This window comes from Deltaproteobacteria bacterium, from assembly GCA_029210625.1.
In the GTDB taxonomy this organism is placed as follows: Bacteria; Myxococcota; Myxococcia; order SLRQ01; family SLRQ01; genus JARGFU01.
The window spans coordinates 12176-30555 of the sequence record JARGFU010000010.1; the positions used below are offsets into that span (position 1 = coordinate 12176).

Here is an 18380-nt window from a genome sequence, read left to right on the forward strand (position 1 = left end):
TTCAAGGTGATTTTCGGGCGCTAGATTGTGGGTCTAGCCCGATGACACCGGGAGGAGCCGTGCTGGATCGAATCGTCGATACCATTCGCGGGGGAGCGCGCTTTCTGGTGGCCGCGCATCAGAGGCCCGATGGGGATGCGCTCGGCTCCAGCCTGGCCATCAGCCTCGCCCTGCGAGAGATGGGCAAGGAGGTGGTGCACTTCGCCCCCGACGACCTGCCCTACAACTTCCGCTTCCTCCCCGGGGTCGACGAGATCGCCTCGACCCTCCCCGAGGGTCCGCCCTTCGACGCGACCTTCGTCTGCGACACGCCCCGCCAGGAGGCCTTGCCCGAGGCGCTCTGGGCGAAGCAGGGGCTGCTGGGCACCCTGGTGAACATCGATCATCACCGGGACAGCGAGGCCTTCGGGGATCTGAACTACATCGACCCGACCGCCGCGGCGGTGGGCGTCATGATCTGGCGGATCCTCCAGGCCCTCGGGCATCCGGTCAGCGAGCCGGTCGCCGTCGGGCTCTACACCGCCATCCTCACCGACACCGGCTCCTTCCGCTACGACTGCACCGACCCGGAGTGCATGCGGGTCACCGGCGAGCTCATCGCGGCGGGGGTGCACCCCTGGGAGATGGCCTCCCGGATCTACGAGTCCCAGCCCGAGGCGCGCCTGCGCCTGCTCGCCAGCGCCCTGCAGACCCTGGAGGTCTCCCACGCCGGGCAGTACGCGACCCTGACCGTCTTCCAGGAGACCCTGCGCTCCTGCGGCGCGACCCCGGACATGCTCGACGGCTTCGTGAACCACGCCCGCTCCGTCGACGGGGTCGAGGTCGCGGCGCTCTTCGTCGAGCTCCCGGAGGGAGGCTTCAAGGTCTCCTTCCGCAGCCGGGGCAACGTCCCCCTCCAGCGCGTCGGCGAGCGCCTCGGGGGCAACGGCTCCCGCAACGCCGCCAGCGCCCTGATCCCGGGTGAGCTGGCCTCGGCCAAGGCCCTGGCCTCCGAGGCCGTCACCGAGATCATCCCCGCCCCCTGAAGCGAGACCGACACCATGAGCAAGCCAGGGGGCGGCACGCCCCGCCCACCGGATCCCGCCGGGATCCTGGTCGTGGACAAGCCGCGGGGTCCGACCTCGCACGACATCGTCTCGAGCGTCCGCCGCTTCCTGAAGGTCAAGCGGGCGGGGCACACCGGCACCCTCGATCCGATGGCCGAGGGGGTCCTGGTGGTCTGCCTGGGCGAGGCGACGAAGCTCGCCGGTCACCTCACCGACACCGACAAGGGGTACGAGTGCACCGTGAGGCTCGGGGTGTCGACCGACTCCCACGACGCCACCGGTGAGGTGCTCGAGGAGCGGCCGGTGGAGGTCGAGCGGGAGCAGGTCGAGGAGGCCCTCGAGGCCTTCCGCGGCCAGATCGCCCAGGTGCCGCCGATGTTCTCCGCCCTCAAGAAGGACGGGCGGCGCCTCTACGAGCTCGCCCGGGAGGGCGAGACGGTCGAGCGCGAGCCGCGGATCGTCACCATCCACGCCCTGGAGCTGAAGCGCTTCGAGCCGCCCGAGCTCGACCTCTCGATCCAGTGCAGCAAGGGCACCTACATCCGCACCCTGGCCCACGATCTCGGCGAGGCCCTGGGCTGCGGGGCGCACCTCTCCGCGCTGGTCCGCAGCCGGGTCGGTGCCTTCACCCTCGAGCAGGCCGTGTCCCTCGAGCGCATCAAGGAGGCCCGGGATCCCGAGGTCCGGGAGGCGCTGCGCGCCGAGCTCCTGCCCATGGGTGAGGCGCTCCCCGACTGGCCCCTGATCCGCCTGAGCAAGCGCGGCGTCCGCGACGTGCGCCACGGCCGGGCGGTCGGGCTGGGCGAGCTCGCCGCCAGCGGGGGTGGGGGCCTGCGCCCCGGACAGAAGGTGCGCATCGTGGATCCCGAGGGAGACCTGGTCGCCATCGGAGAGATGAAGACCCACGGCCTGCAGCCGACGCGGGTCTTCCAGGCCCAGCCCGCGCCATGAGGATGGTCGTCCAGCGGGTCTCCCGCGCGCTGGTCGCCGTGGAGGAGCGGACCGTCGGTGAGATCGGCCCCGGGCTCCTCGTCTTCCTGGGCGTCGGCAAGGGCGACGGCCCCGCCGAGGTGGAGTGGGCGATCTCCAAGATCGCCGGCCTGCGGATCTTCGAGGACGCGGCCGGGAAGATGAACCTCTCGGTGGATCAGATCGCCGGCGCCGTCCTCCTGGTCTCGCAGTTCACCCTCTACGGGGACGTGCGCAAGGGGCGCCGCCCGGCCTTCATCGACGCCGCCGATCCCGAGACGGCCGATCGCCTCTACCAGGAGGTGGGGGAGGGCCTGCGCGCCCTGGGGCTGGAGGTCCAGACGGGCACCTTCCAGGCCCACATGGAGGTCGAGCTCCTCAACGACGGCCCGGTGACGATCCTCCTCGACTCGGACAGGCGTTTCTGAATTAACCCCTCCACCATGTCCGACTGCCTCTTCTGCAAGATCGCCAAGGGTGAGATCCCGGCCAAGGTGGTGCACCAGACCGACGATCTCCTCGCCTTCGAGGACATCGCGCCCCAGGCGCCCACCCACGTCCTCATCATCCCGCGGCAGCACATCGCCACGGTGAACGACCTCGAGGAGGAGAGCGCGGGGCTGGTGGGAGAGCTCTTCCTGGCGGCCAAGGCCATCGCGGCCGAGCGCGGGCACGAGGAGGGCGGCTACCGGCTGGTGATGAACTGCGGCGAGGGCGCCGGTCAGAGCGTCTTCCACCTCCACCTGCACCTGCTGGCCGGCCGCGCCCTGCAGTGGCCCCCGGGCTGATGCGCACCGGCCCCTTTCAGGCAGGCGACGCCGTGATCTTCGTCGATCAGAAGGCCCGCCGCTACTTCACCGTCCTCAAGGAGGGCGGCCGCAAGGACATCCGCGGTCAGGTCTTCCAGCACGACGACATCATCGGGCAGCCCGGCGGTATCAGCCTCGACTCGGACAAGGGCAAGCCCTTCACCATTGTCCGGGCGACCCTGCCGGACTACGTGGTGCAGATGCCGCGCTACGCCACGGTGATCTACCCCAAGGACCTGGCGACCATCCTCCTCTGGGGGGACATCGGCCCGGGCCTCAAGTGCCTCGAGGCCGGCCTCGGCAGCGCCGGGCTGGCCCTGGCGCTCCTGCGGGCCATCGGCTCCGAGGGGCACCTCACCTCCTACGACGTGCGCACCGAGGCCATCAACCGGGGCAAGAAGAACGTCGAGGCCTTCTTCGGCGCTCAGCCCGAGAACCACACCATCAAGGTCGCCGACGTCTACGCCGGCATCGACGAGACCGAGCTCGATCGGATCATCCTCGACGTGCCGGAGCCCTGGCAGGTGGTGCCCCACGCCGCCCGCGCCCTGAAGCCCGGCGGGATCTTCGTGGCCTACTCGCCCACGGTCCTCCAGGTGGACCGCACCGGCGAGGCCCTCCGGCGGGAGCGGGCCTTCACCGACCTGCAGACGACCGAGACCCTCATGCGGCCCTGGTTCGTCTCGCGCGCGAGCGTGCGGCCCGAGCTGCAGATGATCGGCCACACCGGCTTCCTCACCTTCGCCCGCTGCATCGTGCCGCCGCCGCAGAAGATGGCCGAGGAGGCTGCGGAGGAGGCAGAGACCGAGGTGGCGGAGCCCACCGACGCGTAGGCTCGGTGACAGTGCTGGACGGCTGCGAGCTGCGAGCTATGAGCTCGCTCGTGGGCCTGCGGTGGGTTCGGGTCGTTTCGTCACCTGACGTCATGCCACTGCCAGCCGATGCGGGCGCCTTCACCACGGTAGAGAGGTCGAGGCGCTATCGGGCCAGCACGGCAGAGCTCACAGCTCACAGCTCACAGCTCACAGCCCTCCGCGAGACCGCGCTACCTCCGCTGACACAGCGGCTGACTGACGTCGAAGACGCTGTCTCCGTCCACGTCGAAGAGCTCCGAGAGGCAGCGGAAGCCCGAGGGGCAGTCGGCGTCGCTGCAGCAGGTGTCGGTGCAGTAGGGCGGGGCCCCCGTCTTGTCCTCGAAGCACCAGGCGCTGCGGCAGGGGGTGTGGTCGGCCCGGTTGCAGGGGCTGCCCACCGGGGCGGTGCCCGTGGGAGGCATGGCGCCGCAGGCCCGGAAGAGCCCCTCGGCGCCGGGCCGCTGCACCGGCTGGCAGGTGAAGCCCGTCGGGCAGTCGGTGCTCTTGCAGCAGGGGTCCGCGCAGATCGAGCCGGGCGGGGTGCCCATGCAGTTGCCCCGCATGCACTGATCGTTGGAGGAGCAGGCGTCGCCGGTGGTCCCGCCGAAGCCCCGGGGGAAGCAGATGGTGCGCACCTCGTCGATGTAGTTGCCGTCGAAGTCGCCGATGAGAAGGGTGCAGGCGTCCCCCGAGAGGCAGTCGCGGTCGTGCTGGCAGGAGTCGGTGCAGGCGCCCACCAGGGTCAGGCACATCCCCGACTGGCAGGTGTTCACGGTGCCCGAGCAGGCGGTCCCCATGGGGCTGGGGCCGTAGTCCTTCCCGATGAGGGTCTCGTGCAGGCAGAAGGAGGTCCCCGGCGGAGGGATCGCGTAGCAGTTGAAGTCGACCGGGCACTGGTGGGTGGCGGAGCAGGCCCGGGTGCAGCGGCCCTGTCCGTCCCCGAGGATCACGCAGTAGTCGTCGGCGCACTGCTCGTGGGTGGTGCAGTTCTGACCCAGGGGCACCGTGCCCCGCGGCTCGCAGGCACCCAGGTAGGGATCGCAGAGCGAGCCGGTGGTGCAGCCGGTGGTGGTGCAGTCGCTGCTGCCGTCCGCCACGCAGGTGCCCCCCGCGCAGAGGGGGAAGGGGGCCGAGCAGTCGGCGTTGGTGGAGCAGGTGGTGGTGGCGGTGCCGCAGCGGCCGGTGGAGGTGTTGCAGGTGCCGGTGGTGCAGCCGGTGGTGGTGCAGCCGGCGGTGCAGCTCCCGCCCACGCAGATCGCCGCCGGGGGGGAGCAGTTCGCGTCGCTGATGCAGCCGCCCGTGCCGCTCTCGCAGCGGCCGGTGCTGGTGTTGCAGCTCCACTCGGTGCCGCAGCCGCCGGGGGTGCAGCCGTCGATGCAGCTCCCCGAGTGGCAGATCCGGGCCGGGGCGCCGCACTCGGCGTCGGAGGTGCAGCTGCCGTCGGACTCGCAGCGCCCGGTGGCGGCCAGGCAGGTCCAGCCCGTGCTGCAGCCGGTGTCGCCGCAGCCGGGGACGCAGGCGCCGCCCTCGCAGATCCGGGCCGGAGGAGAGCACTGGGCGTCGGTGCTGCAGCCGCCCACCGGTTGGCAGCGGCCGGTGCTGGCCTCGCAGGTGTCGGTCCCGCTGCAGCCGCTCTGCGCGCAGCCGGGGACGCAGGCGCCGCCCTCGCAGATGGTCTGCGGCGGGCTGCAGTCGAGGTCGCGGGTGCAGCCCGGATCACCGATGCAGGTGCCCGTGGCCAGATCGCAGCGCTCCAGGGAGCCGCAGGCGGCGTCGCTGGTGCAGCCGGTGGTGCTCACGCACTTCCCGGTGAGGGCCTCGCAGCGCTCGCCGGCGCGGCAGTCGGTGTCCACCGAGCAGGGGCCGTCCCGGGCCGGGACGCAGACGCCCTGCTCGCAGATCTCTCCGCCCGCGCACTCTCGATCCTCGAGGCAGAAGCCCGCGTCGCTGCAGGTCTCTCCCTCGCAGTCGCCCTTCTTCGGACAGCCGGCGCTGGCGAGGGTCGAGAGGAAGAGCAGCGCCGTCAGCAGGCAGGTGCGGGTCCCGGGGTGCATTCTCGGAAGCTAGCTTCCCACCAGCGCCGCCACCCTGACAACCGGCCGTAGGCAAGGTGGGGGGGGCTTGCTACCTTCTGCGCCCGAACGTCTCTTCTCACGGGAGGTGGGGAATGCGCGGGATCCTCTGGACCCTGGCCCTGGTGGGTCTCTTCGCGGGCTGCGCCCAGAACGTGGGCGACATCGATCGCACCCAGCCGGGCAAGCTGCGCAAGTCGGCCCTCGAGGGGGAGTGGTACTACCGCCAGACGGTGGTGGACGTGCCCTTCACCACCGGGGTGACCTTCATCGGCGAGCAGTCCTGGCTCGAGCGGGTGCGCTTCGAGATCAGCGAGGATCAGCTCACGGCCTACCGGACCTACGAGCGGGTGCAGGGCTCGGAGGGGCCCAGCAACCTCCCGGGGGAGCCCTACCTGGGCGCGCCGGTGGCGGCCTTCCGGATCGTCAGCCACTTCGACGTGCAGCGGGAGTACAACCCCGCCACCGGCGAGCAGACCAACGTCATCGTCGAGAACGCCAGCGACCGGCCCTGGTACGACCGGGAGTACATGCGGGTCGACTGGTCGAGGAACCTGCTGGCGAACTTCGACTTCATCGCCGCTGGTGACACGGCGATGGGGGTGACCGTGCAGGGGGCCTCCTACGCCGTCACCGATCCCGACGATCCCGACGCCCCGGTCTTCGGCACCTGGTACGAGGACGGCTGGGAGGACGTGCGCGATCCGATGGTCTGGGGTGACCTCGAGTACATCGACTACTTCGACATCACCCAGCGGCTCCAGGTGACGCCCGAGACCTTCGAGATCTACTACGACGACGGCACCACCGAGGCCTGGCCCGCCTGCTGGTTCTACGAGTACGGGCCCTGGGACTGCGCGTCCCAGACCGTCGAGGTGCGGGGCTCCTTCCTGCGGGTCTTCGAGTCCAACTACGAGCCCCTCTACTACCCGGACAACGAGGTGGCCCGGGACGAGAACGGCGAGGCCATCGGCCTGCGCTGGAACGATCAGGTCGGCGACATGGTGCCCTGCCAGGTGGACGAGACCGCCGACTGCGAGCTCGTCCGCATCCCCTACTTCGACCGCTTCGGCTACTTCCGCACCGAGCGGGAGACCTACGACCGGGGCTACGGGGTCACCGAGAAGGGCCGGATCTACCTGGCCAACCTCTTCAACCTCTGGAGCGACGAGACCGGCGCGCCCGAGCCCATCACCTACGTGCTCTCCCCCGGCTTCCCCGAGGCGCTGGTCCCCTCCGCCGAGGAGATCGCCAGCTGGTGGTCCGAGCCCCTGAAGACCTCCCTGGAGCAGGGCTGGGGCGAGACCCCGCCCGCCGAGATGTTCCGGGTGCAGCGCAACACCTTCCGGGTCGAGGGGGGGCGCGTCGTCGACCACGGTCAGCGCAACGGCGACCTGCGCTTCAACTTCCTCTACTGGGTGGATGATCCGCAGCTCTACTCGCTGCTGGGCTACGGCCCCTCCTCGGCCGATCCCCTCACCGGCGAGATCGTGAGCGCCTCGGCCTACGTCTTCGGGGCCTCCATCGACGAGTGGGTGTCCCAGAGCGCGGACGTGATCGACCTGGTGCGGGGCAAGATCGACGAGCGGGAGTTCCTCCAAGGCGAGAACGTCGGGCCTGCCCTCTCGCGGCTCGGCAAGGAGCCCAGCTACGATCCGGTGGAGACCCGGGGCCGCGTCGAGCGCACGATGGAGCGGGGCCTGGGGGAGCGGCTGGCCCGGCTCCGGGAGGGGCCGCGCGAGCCCTTCCAGCGCGGCCGGGACTGGGCCGGAAGTCGGCTGCGGCGGGCGGACGGCGACCCCCGGGTCGACGCGCTCTGGAACGAGGAGATGCAGCTCTCCCTCGAGCGCCGCTTCGGCCGCCGCCTCACCCCGAGCGAGCGGCACGGCGGCCGGCTGCTGCGGGCGATGCGCAAGCACCGGCTGAAGCTCGGCGCCCGGGCGGTCGACCTGCGCGACTTCGAGGACGGCGCGGTGCTCGGCCTGGTGGAGGAGCTCCGGGACCAGCCGCGGGAGGTGATCCTCGCCCGTCTCCGGGAGTACCTCTTCAAGTCCACCGCGGCCCACGAGGTGGGCCACACCCTGGGCCTACGGCACAACTTCGCGGGCACCACCGACGCGCTGAACTTCCACGACGCCTACTGGGATGCCCGGGATCCGGGCGCCCGCACCCTCGATCTGCCTACCGACGCCGAGGCGGCCGCCGGCGTGCGCGGCCACTCCTACTCCTCCCTGATGGACTACGGCTCGCGCTTCTCCTCCGACATCCGGGGGCTGGGCTACTACGACCGGGCGGCCATCGCTTTTGCCTACGGCGGGCTGGTGGAGGTCTTCGACAACCCGCCCGACTGGCAGCAGAAGGACGTCCTCTACTACATGGGCCTCGAGGACGCGGTGCACGACTACCTGCACTACACCTCGCTGCCTGACCTCTTCGGCGGCCTGCCCAACATGCGGGCGCGCAGCTTCGTGCCCGTCGAGGACTACATCGGCTACCTCACGTGGGATCCCGACGCGCCGGACCTCACCGACGCCGTGGTGCCCTACCGCTTCTGCTCCGACGAGTACGTGGGGGCCGTCTGGTGGTGCGACATGTTCGACGAGGGCGCCGACCCCTACGAGATCGTCGCCTACGCCGCGCAGGAGTACGAGGACTACTACATCTTCAACGCCTTCAAGCGGCACCGCCGCTACCTCGACCCCTTCGACTACTACTACTCGGTCTACTTCAACTCGATGATGCCGATGTCGCTGCAGTACCAGAACTGGCTCTTCGACCAGTGGTACCGCTCGGGCGACTGGTACTGGATGTCCCAGGACGCGCCGGACTTCATCACCGACGAGGACTGGAACCTCGATCCCAACGGGGGGCTCTCCTACACCGCCGCCTCGATGCTGGGGATGAACTTCCTGGCGAAGGTCATCGCCACCCCGGAGCCGGGCTCCTACTGGACCGACCCCGACACCGGGCTGCTCACCTGGTGGACCGATCAGCAGGACGTCATCTGCCGTTCGGATCAGAACTCGGCCGTCGATCCCTGCTCGGACCTCTACGTCCCCCTCGGGGAGGGGCGCTACGCCCTCTCGGAGTTCGACGCCGAGAGCGGCTACTACTGGTACGAGCGCATCCGGGTGGTGGGCTCCTTCTGGGACAAGCTGGCCGCGGTCGAGACCCTGGCCGACCCCACCAGCTACTTCCTCGGCGTCGACGACGTGGGCGACTACACGACCTACATCCTCGGCTTCAACGTCGCCTTCCCCCACGCCGTGGAGACCCTCTTCGGGGCGATGGTGAACGACGACTACCGGAAGTTCGCGCCGCAGCTCGAGCCCGACGGCAGCATGAGCATCCTGCCGGTGCTCGAGGACGTGATCTCGGCCTACGGTGACCTGCCGGCCCCGGATCGTCCCGGCCCCTTCGTGGATCCCGCCACCAACTGGACCGTCTCCCTCTACGGCCTCTTCTACGGGATGGCCCTGCTCTCCGCGAACTTCGACATGTCCTTCCTGGACGGGGCGAAGATCTACCTGGAGGGCAGCGGCGAGGGCTTCACCCCCACCGCCGGCGCCGTCGTGGGCCGCTTCGAGAACCCCTACAACGGCCGGGTCTACCTGGCGGTGCAGAGCCCGGATCCCCTGACCTACTCGATGGGCTACGAGATGGTCGAGCGGGCCCAGCGGCTGGCTCACGATCCGGTGGACGGCGTGGTGGCGACCAACTGCCTCTACCGCGACGACCCGGCCTGCTGGGGCAAGCAGTGGGAGCTGCAGAACCTGATCGAGAACATCGAGGTGGTCCGCGGCTACCACGACCTCTTCGGCTACTCGATCTTCTGATCGGCACGGGCTGCTCGACTGGCCTATGCTCGGTGCTCCCGATGAGCACCGAGCCCGTCATCGTGGCCGAGGGCCTCGTGAAGCGCTTCGATGGCGTCGCCGTCGTCGACGGGGTGAGCTTCACCGTCGGGGCCGGCGAGGTGGTGGGCCTGCTCGGCCCCAACGGCGCGGGCAAGACCACCACCCTGCGGCTCCTCTCGGGGCTCTACGCCGCCGACGCCGGGAGCGCCCGGGTCGCGGGTGAGCCGATACGGGCCGGGGCCCTCCCCGGCGCGAGCCTGCGGGCCCGGGTGGGCCTGCTCACCGAGTCGCCGGGCTTCTACCCCCGCCTCTCGGCCCGCGAGAACCTGCGCTACTTCGCCGCCCTCTACGGGGCGGACGGCGGGGACCTCGAGGCGCGGATGGAGCGCCAGCTCTCCCGCCTCGGCCTCGCGGCCCACGCCGACAAGCGCTTCGGGGCCCTCTCCCGGGGGATGAAGCAGAAGCTGGCGGTGATCCGGGCGCTCCTCCACCGCCCGCCGGTCGTCTTCCTCGACGAGCCCACCGTCGGCCTCGACCCCGAGTCGGTGGGCTCCCTGCGCGAGCTGGTCACCGAGCTCCGGGACGAGGGGACGGCGGTGCTGCTCTGCTCCCACCTCCTCGACGAGGTCGAGCGCCTCTGCCAGCGGGCGGTCTTCCTGGCCCGGCGGGTGGTGGGCATCCACCCGGTGGTCTCGGACGACCGCCTGGTGCGCGTCGAGCTCTTCGAGCGCGGCGCCTCCCCGGCCGAGCTGGCCGCGCGGCTGCAGGGCCTCGAGCAGCTCGAGGGGGCCCGGGCGGAGGGGCAGACTCTCCACCTCACCCTGCGCGAGGCCGGCGAGATCGCCGAGGTCGTCCGCCTGCTGGTCGAGGCCCGGGCCGCCGTGCGCCGGGTCGAGCCGGTGCGGGTGGCCCTGGAGGGGGCCTACCTCGGCTTCCTGGCCGCGGCCCGCCAGGAGGGCCTGCTGCCATGAGGACGATCTGGATCCTCCTCCAGCGCGAGCTGCGCGACACCCTGCGCTCGCCGGCCCTGCTGGCCTCGATGATCTCCCTGCCCATCACCGTGGTGGTCGTGCCCCTGGTGCTGGTCGTCTACCTCGATCGGGCCGCCCCCGAGGCGACCCGGGCGGCCATCCAGCAGCTCTACGAGCTGAAGGCCGAGGACCCCACCGAGCTGCTGGTCGAGGCGGTGGCCTTCGCCTGGCTGCCGATCTTCCTCCTGATGCCGGTCTTCGTGCCGATCCTCCTCTCGGCCCAGTCGGTGGGCGGCGAGCGCGAGCGCAAGACCCTCGAGCCGCTGCTCGCGACCCCGGTCTCGACCACCCAGATCGTCCTGGCCAAGAGCCTGGCCTCGGTGGTGCCCGCGGTGCTGCTCTGCTGGCTCTCGGCGGCGGTCTTCATCGGCGGCCTGGACTGGGTGGCCTACCGCGGCAACGGGAGCCTGCCCCTGCCGGATCTGCCCTGGGCGGTCGGCGTGCTCGTGCTCGGCCCCCTCCTCTCGATCTTCGGCAACGCCGTGGCGGTGGCGATCTCCGCGCGGGTGCGTGATCCGCGGGCGGCCCAGAACCTCGCGGCCATGACCGTGATGCCCGTCATCGGGCTGGGCATCACCCAGATCGCCGGGGGCGTGCGGCTGGGCATCGGCTTCTACGTCGTGGCGACGGTGGTGCTGGTCGCCCTCGACGTGGGCCTCGTCTACCTCGCCGCGGCCCTCTTCGACCGCGAGCGCCTCCTGCGCTAGGCTGCCCTCGCTCCAAAGCGAAAAGGGGGAAGCGCGAATGACTCGCCACCTGTCCGTCGTCTCGGCTCTCGTCGTCCTCTCCGGTCTCTCGCTCCCGGTCGCCGCCGCCGAGCCCGTCGTGCCGCCGGCCCTCGCGGACTGGAAGGCCTGGGTGCTCGAGGGCCAGGAGGCGCAGCTCTGCCCGCTCGAGCAGGGCAACTCGGGGAGCCGGCGCTGCCGCTGGCCCTCCTCCCTCGAGCTCACCTTGAGCGCCTCCGGCGGGAGCTTCACCCAGGTCTGGACCTTCTCGGCGCCCGGGGAGCTCCGCCTGCCCGGCGGCGGTGAGCACCCCGCCCAGGACGTGCTCCTCGACGGCCGCCCGGCCGCGGTCTTCCCCCGGGGGGAGGACCTCGCCATCGAGGTGCCCGCGGGGCGCCACACGGTGAGCGGCAGCTTCCTCTGGGACCGCCTCCCCGAGGTGCTCCAGGTCCCCGCCCAGACCGGGCTGCTCTCCCTCTCGGTGGAGGGCAAGGCCATCCCCTTCCCGAAGCGGGAGGCCGACGGCCGGGTCTTCCTCCAGCAGCAGCAGGAGGAGAGCCGCGCCGAGGATCGGCTCGAGGTCCTCGTGCACCGCAAGCTCACCGACGAGGTCCCCCTGCGGGTGACCACGCGCCTGGAGGTGAGGGTCTCGGGGAAGAACCGCGAGGTCCTCCTCGGGCCGGTCGTCCTCCAGGACGGCATCCCCACCGGGCTCTCGGCGCCGCTGCCCGCACGCATCGAGGCGGACGGCAAGCTGCGGATGCAGGTGCGGCCCGGGACCTGGACGATCACCGTCGAGTCCCGGCAGCCCGATCTCGTCGAGTCCCTCGGCGCGCCGAAGCTGCCTGCCCCCTGGCCCGCCGAGGAGATCTGGGTCTTCGAGGCGCGCCGGGACCTGCGGGTGGTCGAGGTGCAGGACGCGCCGGCGGTGGATCCGCAGCAGACCCGCCTGCCCCAGGAGTGGAAGGGGCTGCCCGCCTATGGCCTGCAGGCCGGCGCGAAGCTCACCCTGAAGGAGGAGCGCCGCGGTGACGTCGATCCGGCGCCGGATCAGCTGGAGCTCGAGCGGCAGTGGTGGCTCGACTTCGACGGGCAGGGGGTCACGGTGCAGGACCGGATCACCGGCGTGATGCACAGCGGCTGGCGGCTGACCATGCAGGCCCCCACCGAGCTGGGCCGGGTGGTCGTCGACGGCCGCGAGCAGCTGATCACCCGCCTGGGCGAGGGGCAGCCCTCGGGCGTGGAGGTCCGTCGGCGGCAGATGCAGGTCATCGCCGACAGCCGCCTGGAGACCCCGGCGGCCCGGATGCCCGCGGTGGGGTGGAACCACGACTTCCAGCGGGTGAGCGGCCAGCTCCACCTGCCGCCGGGCTGGCGCCTCTTCCACGTCTCGGGCGTGGACAGCACCTCGCCCGACGACTCGGTCTGGATCGAGTCCTGGACCCTCCTCGATCTCTTCCTGGTGCTGGTGCTCACCCTCGCCCTCGGCAAGCTCTTCGGCTGGCGCTGGGGTGCGGTGGCCCTCGTCACCCTCACCCTGATCCTGCCGGACGAGGGGCCGGTCTGGGTCTGGGCCTTCGTCCTCACCTTCGAGGCGCTCTGGCGGGCGCTGCCGGGAGGCTGGCTGCGCAAGACCGCCTGGTCGCTGCGCGGCCTCTCGGTGCTGGTGCTGGTGGTGTGGACCATCGCCTTCATGGTGATGCAGGTGCGCACCGGCATGTACCCGATGCTCGAGCGCTCCTGGTCCACCATCGACGGCGGCTACGGCGGCGGCGGCTACACCTTCGACCTCCCCACGATCGGCGCGGCGGCGCCGATGGCCGGCAAGGGCGCCATGGAGCCGCCCACCGAGGCCTGGGACGAGTACGACGGCCGGGCCGAGGGCGGCGACATGGCCGGCGAGCTGATCGAGCTCGAGGAGATGACCAGCGAAGACGTCGGCAACCTCGCCCAGCAGGCGCAGCAGCTCGAGCAGACCTTCGAGCGCAAGAAGGGCCGCCGCTCCTGGGGCCTCTCCTCGCGCTCCTACGACAAGGCCGCCTCGCTCTCCTACCAGGTGGATCCCAACTCGGTGGTGCAGACCGGCCCGGGCCTGCCGCGCTGGCAGTGGGAGGACGTGCGCCTGACCTGGTCGGGGCCGGTGGCGAAGGAGCAGGAGCTCAAGCTCTCCCTCCTCTCGCCCACCCTGAACCTGCTCCTCGCCCTCCTGCGGGTGGCGCTGCTCGGGGTGCTGGTCCTCTGCGTCCTCGGCGCCTTCCGGCCCGCGGGCTTCAAGGACCTCGGCGCCGGCGGGGCGGCCGCGGCGCTGCTCCTGGGGCTGCTCCTCCTGCCCGCCGCGGCGCGGGCCGAGCTGCCCTCGCCGCAGCTCCTCGGCGAGCTCCAGCAGCGGCTGCTGCAGGCGCCGCGCTGCGCGCCCACCTGCGCCTCCTTCAACCGGATGCAGCTGGACGCGACCCCGGCGGCCCTCACCCTGCGGCTGGAGGTCTCGGCGGCGGCCGACACCGCGGTGCCCCTGCCCGGCGACGCCCGGCACTGGCTCCCCTCGCGGGTCCTCCTCGACGGCAGCGACGCCGAGGGCCTCGCCCGGGGCGCGGACGGCAAGCTCTGGCTCCTCTTGCCCGCGGGCAAGCACCAGGTGCTCGCGACCGGCCCCTTGCCCGCGCGCGAGACGGTGCAGCTGCCCCTCGGGCTGCGGCCGCTCCACGTCAGCGAGCGGGTGCAGGGCTGGACCCTCGACGGCCTCCACGAGGACGGAGTGGCGGACGACTCCCTCCAGCTCTCCCGCATCCGCGGCCAGGGGGAGGGGAGCGGCGAGCTGCAGGCCGGCACCCTCCCGGCCTTCGTGCGGATCGAGCGCCACCTCCACCTCGGCCTCGACTGGACCGTGGACACCACCTTCACCCGCCTGACCCCGGCGGACTCGGCGGTGGTCGTGGCCGTGCCCCTCCTCGAGGGCGAGAGCCCGACCACCGACGGGCTGCGCACCGAGGAGGGCAAGGTGCTGGTGAACCTCTCGCCGGGCACCAGCCACTTCGAGTGGCAGTCGGTCCTCGAGCCCCGCGACGCGCTCAAGCTGGTGGCCGCCGAGACCACCGAGTGGATCGAGGTCTGGCGGATGGACGCCAGCCCGGTCTGGCACGTCGAGGCCGAGGGCATCCCGCCGATCCACACCCAGGCCGACGTGCCGGTGCGCGAGTGGCGCCCCTGGCCGGGTGAGGCCGTGGGCCTGACCGTCGTGCGGCCGGCGGCGGCCGAGGGTCAGCGCTTCACCATCGACCACAGCAAGCTCACCATCTCGCCGGGCCGGCGGGTGACCGACGCCACCCTCGAGCTCTCGATCCGGGCGAGCCGGGGAGAGCCCCACACCCTCACCCTCCCCGAGGGCTCCCAGCTCCAGAGCGTGTACATCGACGGCACGGAGCAGCCGCTGCGCGCCAAGGAGCGGGAGGTGACCCTGCCGCTGCGCCCCGGCGCCCAGCAGATCAAGCTGGAGTGGCGGGAGACCCGGCCGGCCTCCTTCGTCTACGAGACCAGCCCGGTGGACCTGGGGACGCCCTCGGTGAACGCCGCGCTCACGGTGAAGCCCCCGGAGGGCCGGTGGATCCTCTTCGCCTGGGGCTCGGTGGCCGGGCCGGCGGTGCTCTTCTGGAGCCTGCTCATCGTGCTCCTCCTGGCCTCCGGGGTTCTCGACCGGGTGACCCTGACCCCCTTGCGGGTGCACCACTGGGCCCTGCTGGGCATCGGCTTCACCCAGTCCTCGGTCTGGGTCGGCGCCTTCGTCGCCGGCTTCTTCCTCTTCGTGGGGTGGCGCGGAAAGAAGACCGACCTCTCGCGCAACTGGTTCAACCTGCGGCAGCTCCTGCTGGTGGGCTGGGCCGGGGTCGTCGCCATCGTGCTGGTGGTGGCGGTGAGCCAGGGCCTCCTCGGCGAGCCGGACATGCAGATCAGCGGCAACGGCTCGGACCGCTACGCCCTGCACTGGTTCGTCGATCGCGCGGAGCCGGTGCTGACCTCGGCCACGATCTGGTCGGTGCCGAGGATCGTCTACACCCTGCTGATGCTGGCCTGGGCCCTCTGGCTGGCGGTGGCCCTCCTGGGCTGGGTGAGGTGGATCTGGGAGTGCTTCAAGGCCGACGGCCTGTGGCGCTCGCCGCCCAAGAAGGAGAAGCCGGCCGGGAAGGAGGCCCCCACCGAGCCTTGAGTTGGCGGGGCCGTCCACGGCCCTGATACAATCCGGCGCGTGGGAAGGGGAATCAACGGGTCTGCGCTCTGCGCCTGGGTCGGGTCCGTGAGCGCCGTCGCGCTGCTCCTGGTGGGGGGCTGCGACTGCGGTGGCGCGGGCCTGCAGTCCGGGCGCCCCGTCATCAGCGTGCAGGTCACGGCGCTGGACTTCGGGGCGATCCCCGAGGCCACCCGCGAGGTGCGCGGCCTGCAGATCGACAACCCGGGCCTCAAGACCCTGGAGATCACCGCCACCATCGAGGAGGGCTCGCCCGACTTCGCGGTGGTCGGGGCGCAGCTCTCCGTCCCCCCCTCCCAGAGCGCGCAGCTGGAGGTGGCCTTCACGCCGGCGGACGAGGGCGAGGACTCGGCCGTCCTCCTGCTCACCTCCAATGACCCCCTCGAGCCGGAGCTGCGGGTGGACCTCCACGGCGGGCCCATCCAGGCCCTCCTGGTGGCGGATCCCGATCCGGTGGTGGTCGTGGGCGACCAGCCCCTCGAGACCGTGGGGGTGACCCTGCGCAACGACGGGATGGCCCACCTCGACCTGCGCTCGGTGGGGGTCGATCCCCTCGGCAGCCCCGACTTCTCGGTGCGCGCGACGGGGATCCCCACCGCGCTGCCCTACCGCCAGAGCCTCACCGTCCAGGTGGACTACGCCCGCAGCACGAACCCCGATCAGGGGCGGATGGTGATCCTCTCCAACGACGCCGCCGGGGAGCAGAAGGTCGTGCCCCTGATCCCCGCGCCGGTCGCCCTCTGCGCGGACGGGATCGACAACGACGGCGACGGCCTCACCGACTTCCCCGACGATCCGGGCTGCCTCGACGCGGTGGACAACGACGAGCAGGATCCCCCCGAGTGCATCGACGACGCGACCCAGCCCTGCGGGGTCAGCGAGGGGAGCTGCGTGGCGGGCACCCGCACCTGCGCCGGTGGGCAGTGGGGTCCCTGCGAGGGGGCCGCGGGGCCGGGCACCGAGACCTGCAACGGCGAGGACGACGACTGCGACGGCACCACCGACGAGGGCATCTCGGCGCCCTGCGGGGCGGGCGCCTGCGCGGGCACCTCGACCTGCGTCGAGGACGCGGGCGTCGCGGGGGGCGAGTGGGGTCCCTGCGTGGTCCCCGGCGCCAGCGCCGAGACCTGCAACGGCGTCGACGACGACTGCGACGGGCAGACCGACGAGAACCTGCAGCAGGCCTGCACGGTGAACGCCTGCGTGGGCACCGAGACCTGCCTCGGGGGCGGCCCGAACGACTGGAGCGTCTGCCAGCCCGATACCGTGAACACCGAGACCTGCAACGGCGTCGATGACGACTGCGACGGGCAGACCGACGAGGGGCTCGGCGCGCCGACCTGCACCATCAACGGCTGCGCCGGCACCCGCGCCTGTCAGGGGAGCGGGGGCTGGTCGAGCTGTAACCCCGACTTCGTCGACCCCGAGAGCTGCAACGGCATCGACGACGACTGTGATGGCGCCACCGACGAGGACGTGGCGCCCCAGGCCTGCACCACCACCGCGGGCTGCACCGGCACCCGCAGCTGTCCCCTCAACGGCGACGGACAGTGGGGAGCCTGCCAGCCCGACACGACGGCACCGGAGCTCTGCGACGGAGTGGACAACGACTGCGACGGGCAGACCGACGAGGCCTTCCCCTCCCTCGACACCCTCTGCTCGGTGGGGATCGGTGAGTGCAGCACCGACGGCATCGTGGTCTGCAACCTCGCGGAGACCGGCACCGAGTGCTCGGCCAGCCCGGGCACGCCGGGCACCGAGATCTGCAACGGCCTCGATGACGACTGCGACACCTTCGACGACGACGGCCTGGGGCCGGTGCCCTCGGTGAACCAGAACGGCGCCTGCGCCGGCAACCAGGACATCTGCATGGGCAGCGCGGGCTACCAGCCCGATCCGGGCAACCACACCCCCACCACCGAGCTGTGCAACGGCGTGGACGACGACTGCGACACCGCGACCGACGAGGCCTTCCCGACCCTCGGGGCGGCCTGCAGCGTGGGCGCCGGAGAGTGCGCGAGGAGCGGGAACGTCGTCTGCGACGCCGCCCTCACCGGGGTGGAGTGCGACGCCACGCCCGGCGGGCCGATCAGCGAGCTCTGCAACGGGCTCGACGACGACTGCGATGGCGGCACCGACGAGACCTTCCCCACCCTCGGGGCGGCCTGCACCTCGGGCACCGGAGAGTGCGCGCGGAGCGGGAGCTTCGTCTGCGACGCGGCCCTGACCGGGGTGGAGTGCGACGCCACCCCGGGGACGCCGGGCACCGAGATCTGCAACACCCTCGACGACGACTGCGACGGCAGCACCGACGAGGGCGGGGTCTGCGGGGCCTGCGATCCCGACGGGACCTACTCGATCATCGCCGGCGGCCCGACCCTCTCCTACTCCTGCTGCGGAGGGCTGGTGGGCGTGACCGTCTCCTCCTTCACCCTCGCCAACGACGGCGCGCTGGCCACCTCGGCCCCGTCGGACCCCGTCCCCATGATCGGCGGTGCGACCTCCTGCAACGGGGGAAGCTTCGACGACCAGGGCTCCATCGCTGGCGGCTGCACCGAGATCTACCGGGTCGCGGGGACCTTCACCGACGCGAACACCTGGACCGGGACCTACTCGGTGACCTTCGTCGGCTCCCAGTGCGACTGCTTCGGGGGGCTCCTCGGCGCACCCTGCGTGAGTCAGAGCTGGCCCATCACCGCCCAGAAGCCCTGACCGGCCGGGAATTCCCCGGACGTCGGGGGGGTTGAGCCGGCAGATCCTGCAGGCGAGGTGCGCGT

11 protein-coding genes are annotated in these 18380 nt (G+C 71.7%); 10 read left to right on the forward strand and 1 reads right to left on the reverse strand.

Annotated elements, in window-relative coordinates:
• The first annotated feature begins 107 nt into the window (after positions 1-107).
• From P1V51_10975 to P1V51_10995, 5 genes are read left to right on the forward strand one after another with little or no spacing between them, the layout of a single operon-like run.
• Positions 108-1025, forward strand: a complete 918-nt coding sequence (locus P1V51_10975; GenBank protein MDF1563559.1) for a bifunctional oligoribonuclease/PAP phosphatase NrnA — start codon at positions 108-110, stop codon at positions 1023-1025.
• A 15-nt stretch (positions 1026-1040) separates the two neighbouring features.
• Positions 1041-1997 (forward strand): tRNA pseudouridine(55) synthase TruB, encoded by a 957-nt coding sequence (gene truB, locus P1V51_10980; protein ID MDF1563560.1) that lies wholly within the window; start codon positions 1041-1043, stop codon positions 1995-1997.
• Entirely contained in the window at positions 1994-2443 is a 450-nt protein-coding gene (gene dtd / locus P1V51_10985) for a D-aminoacyl-tRNA deacylase (GenBank protein ID MDF1563561.1), read from the forward strand. The genes truB and dtd overlap by 4 nt, the downstream gene beginning before the upstream one ends.
• Positions 2444-2458: 15 nt before the next feature.
• Positions 2459-2803, forward strand: coding sequence for a histidine triad nucleotide-binding protein (locus P1V51_10990; protein ID MDF1563562.1), 345 nt, complete (start codon positions 2459-2461; stop codon positions 2801-2803).
• Entirely contained in the window at positions 2803-3657 is an 855-nt protein-coding gene (locus P1V51_10995) for an SAM-dependent methyltransferase (protein ID MDF1563563.1), read from the forward strand. Before P1V51_10990 ends, P1V51_10995 begins: the two co-directional genes overlap by 1 nt.
• A 212-nt stretch (positions 3658-3869) precedes the next feature.
• Here the strand turns inward: P1V51_10995 and P1V51_11000 are convergent, their stop codons facing one another.
• Positions 3870-5732 carry a hypothetical protein gene (locus P1V51_11000; GenBank protein ID MDF1563564.1) on the reverse strand — a complete coding sequence of 621 codons (1863 nt, stop codon included), beginning with the start codon at positions 5730-5732 and terminating at the stop codon, positions 3870-3872.
• Positions 5733-5845: 113 nt separating this feature from the next.
• Here P1V51_11000 and P1V51_11005 point away from each other — a divergent pair, with 113 nt between their 5' ends.
• The 5 genes from P1V51_11005 (at position 5846) to P1V51_11025 (ending at position 18315) form a co-directional block, all read left to right on the forward strand.
• A complete protein-coding gene (locus P1V51_11005; protein ID MDF1563565.1) occupies positions 5846-9586 on the forward strand; it encodes a zinc-dependent metalloprotease in 3741 nt (1246 codons plus the stop codon).
• A gap of 41 nt (positions 9587-9627) precedes the next feature.
• Positions 9628-10578: an ABC transporter ATP-binding protein gene (locus P1V51_11010; GenBank protein ID MDF1563566.1), complete on the forward strand. Its 951-nt coding sequence runs from the start codon at positions 9628-9630 to the stop codon at positions 10576-10578.
• A complete protein-coding gene (locus tag P1V51_11015) occupies positions 10575-11345 on the forward strand; it encodes an ABC transporter permease subunit (GenBank protein ID MDF1563567.1) in 771 nt (256 codons plus the stop codon). Before P1V51_11010 ends, P1V51_11015 begins: the two co-directional genes overlap by 4 nt.
• A 37-nt stretch (positions 11346-11382) precedes the next feature.
• Positions 11383-15564: a hypothetical protein gene (locus tag P1V51_11020; GenBank protein ID MDF1563568.1), complete on the forward strand. Its 4182-nt coding sequence runs from the start codon at positions 11383-11385 to the stop codon at positions 15562-15564.
• An 87-nt stretch (positions 15565-15651) separates the two neighbouring features.
• Positions 15652-18315, forward strand: a complete 2664-nt coding sequence (locus tag P1V51_11025; GenBank protein MDF1563569.1) for a MopE-related protein — start codon at positions 15652-15654, stop codon at positions 18313-18315.
• Positions 18316-18380 lie beyond the last annotated feature (65 nt).

Coding starts and splice junctions, on each gene's coding strand:
- truB (MDF1563560.1), top strand. CDS start 1,041: ATGAGCAAGCCAGGGGGCGGCACGCCCCGCCCACCGGATCCCGCCGGG.
- dtd (MDF1563561.1), top strand. CDS start 1,994: ATGAGGATGGTCGTCCAGCGGGTCTCCCGCGCGCTGGTCGCCGTGGAG.
- P1V51_10990 (MDF1563562.1), top strand. CDS start 2,459: ATGTCCGACTGCCTCTTCTGCAAGATCGCCAAGGGTGAGATCCCGGCC.
- P1V51_10995 (MDF1563563.1), top strand. CDS start 2,803: ATGCGCACCGGCCCCTTTCAGGCAGGCGACGCCGTGATCTTCGTCGAT.
- P1V51_11000 (MDF1563564.1), bottom strand. CDS start 5,732: ATGCACCCCGGGACCCGCACCTGCCTGCTGACGGCGCTGCTCTTCCTC.
- P1V51_11005 (MDF1563565.1), top strand. CDS start 5,846: ATGCGCGGGATCCTCTGGACCCTGGCCCTGGTGGGTCTCTTCGCGGGC.
- P1V51_11010 (MDF1563566.1), top strand. CDS start 9,628: ATGAGCACCGAGCCCGTCATCGTGGCCGAGGGCCTCGTGAAGCGCTTC.
- P1V51_11015 (MDF1563567.1), top strand. CDS start 10,575: ATGAGGACGATCTGGATCCTCCTCCAGCGCGAGCTGCGCGACACCCTG.
- P1V51_11020 (MDF1563568.1), top strand. CDS start 11,383: ATGACTCGCCACCTGTCCGTCGTCTCGGCTCTCGTCGTCCTCTCCGGT.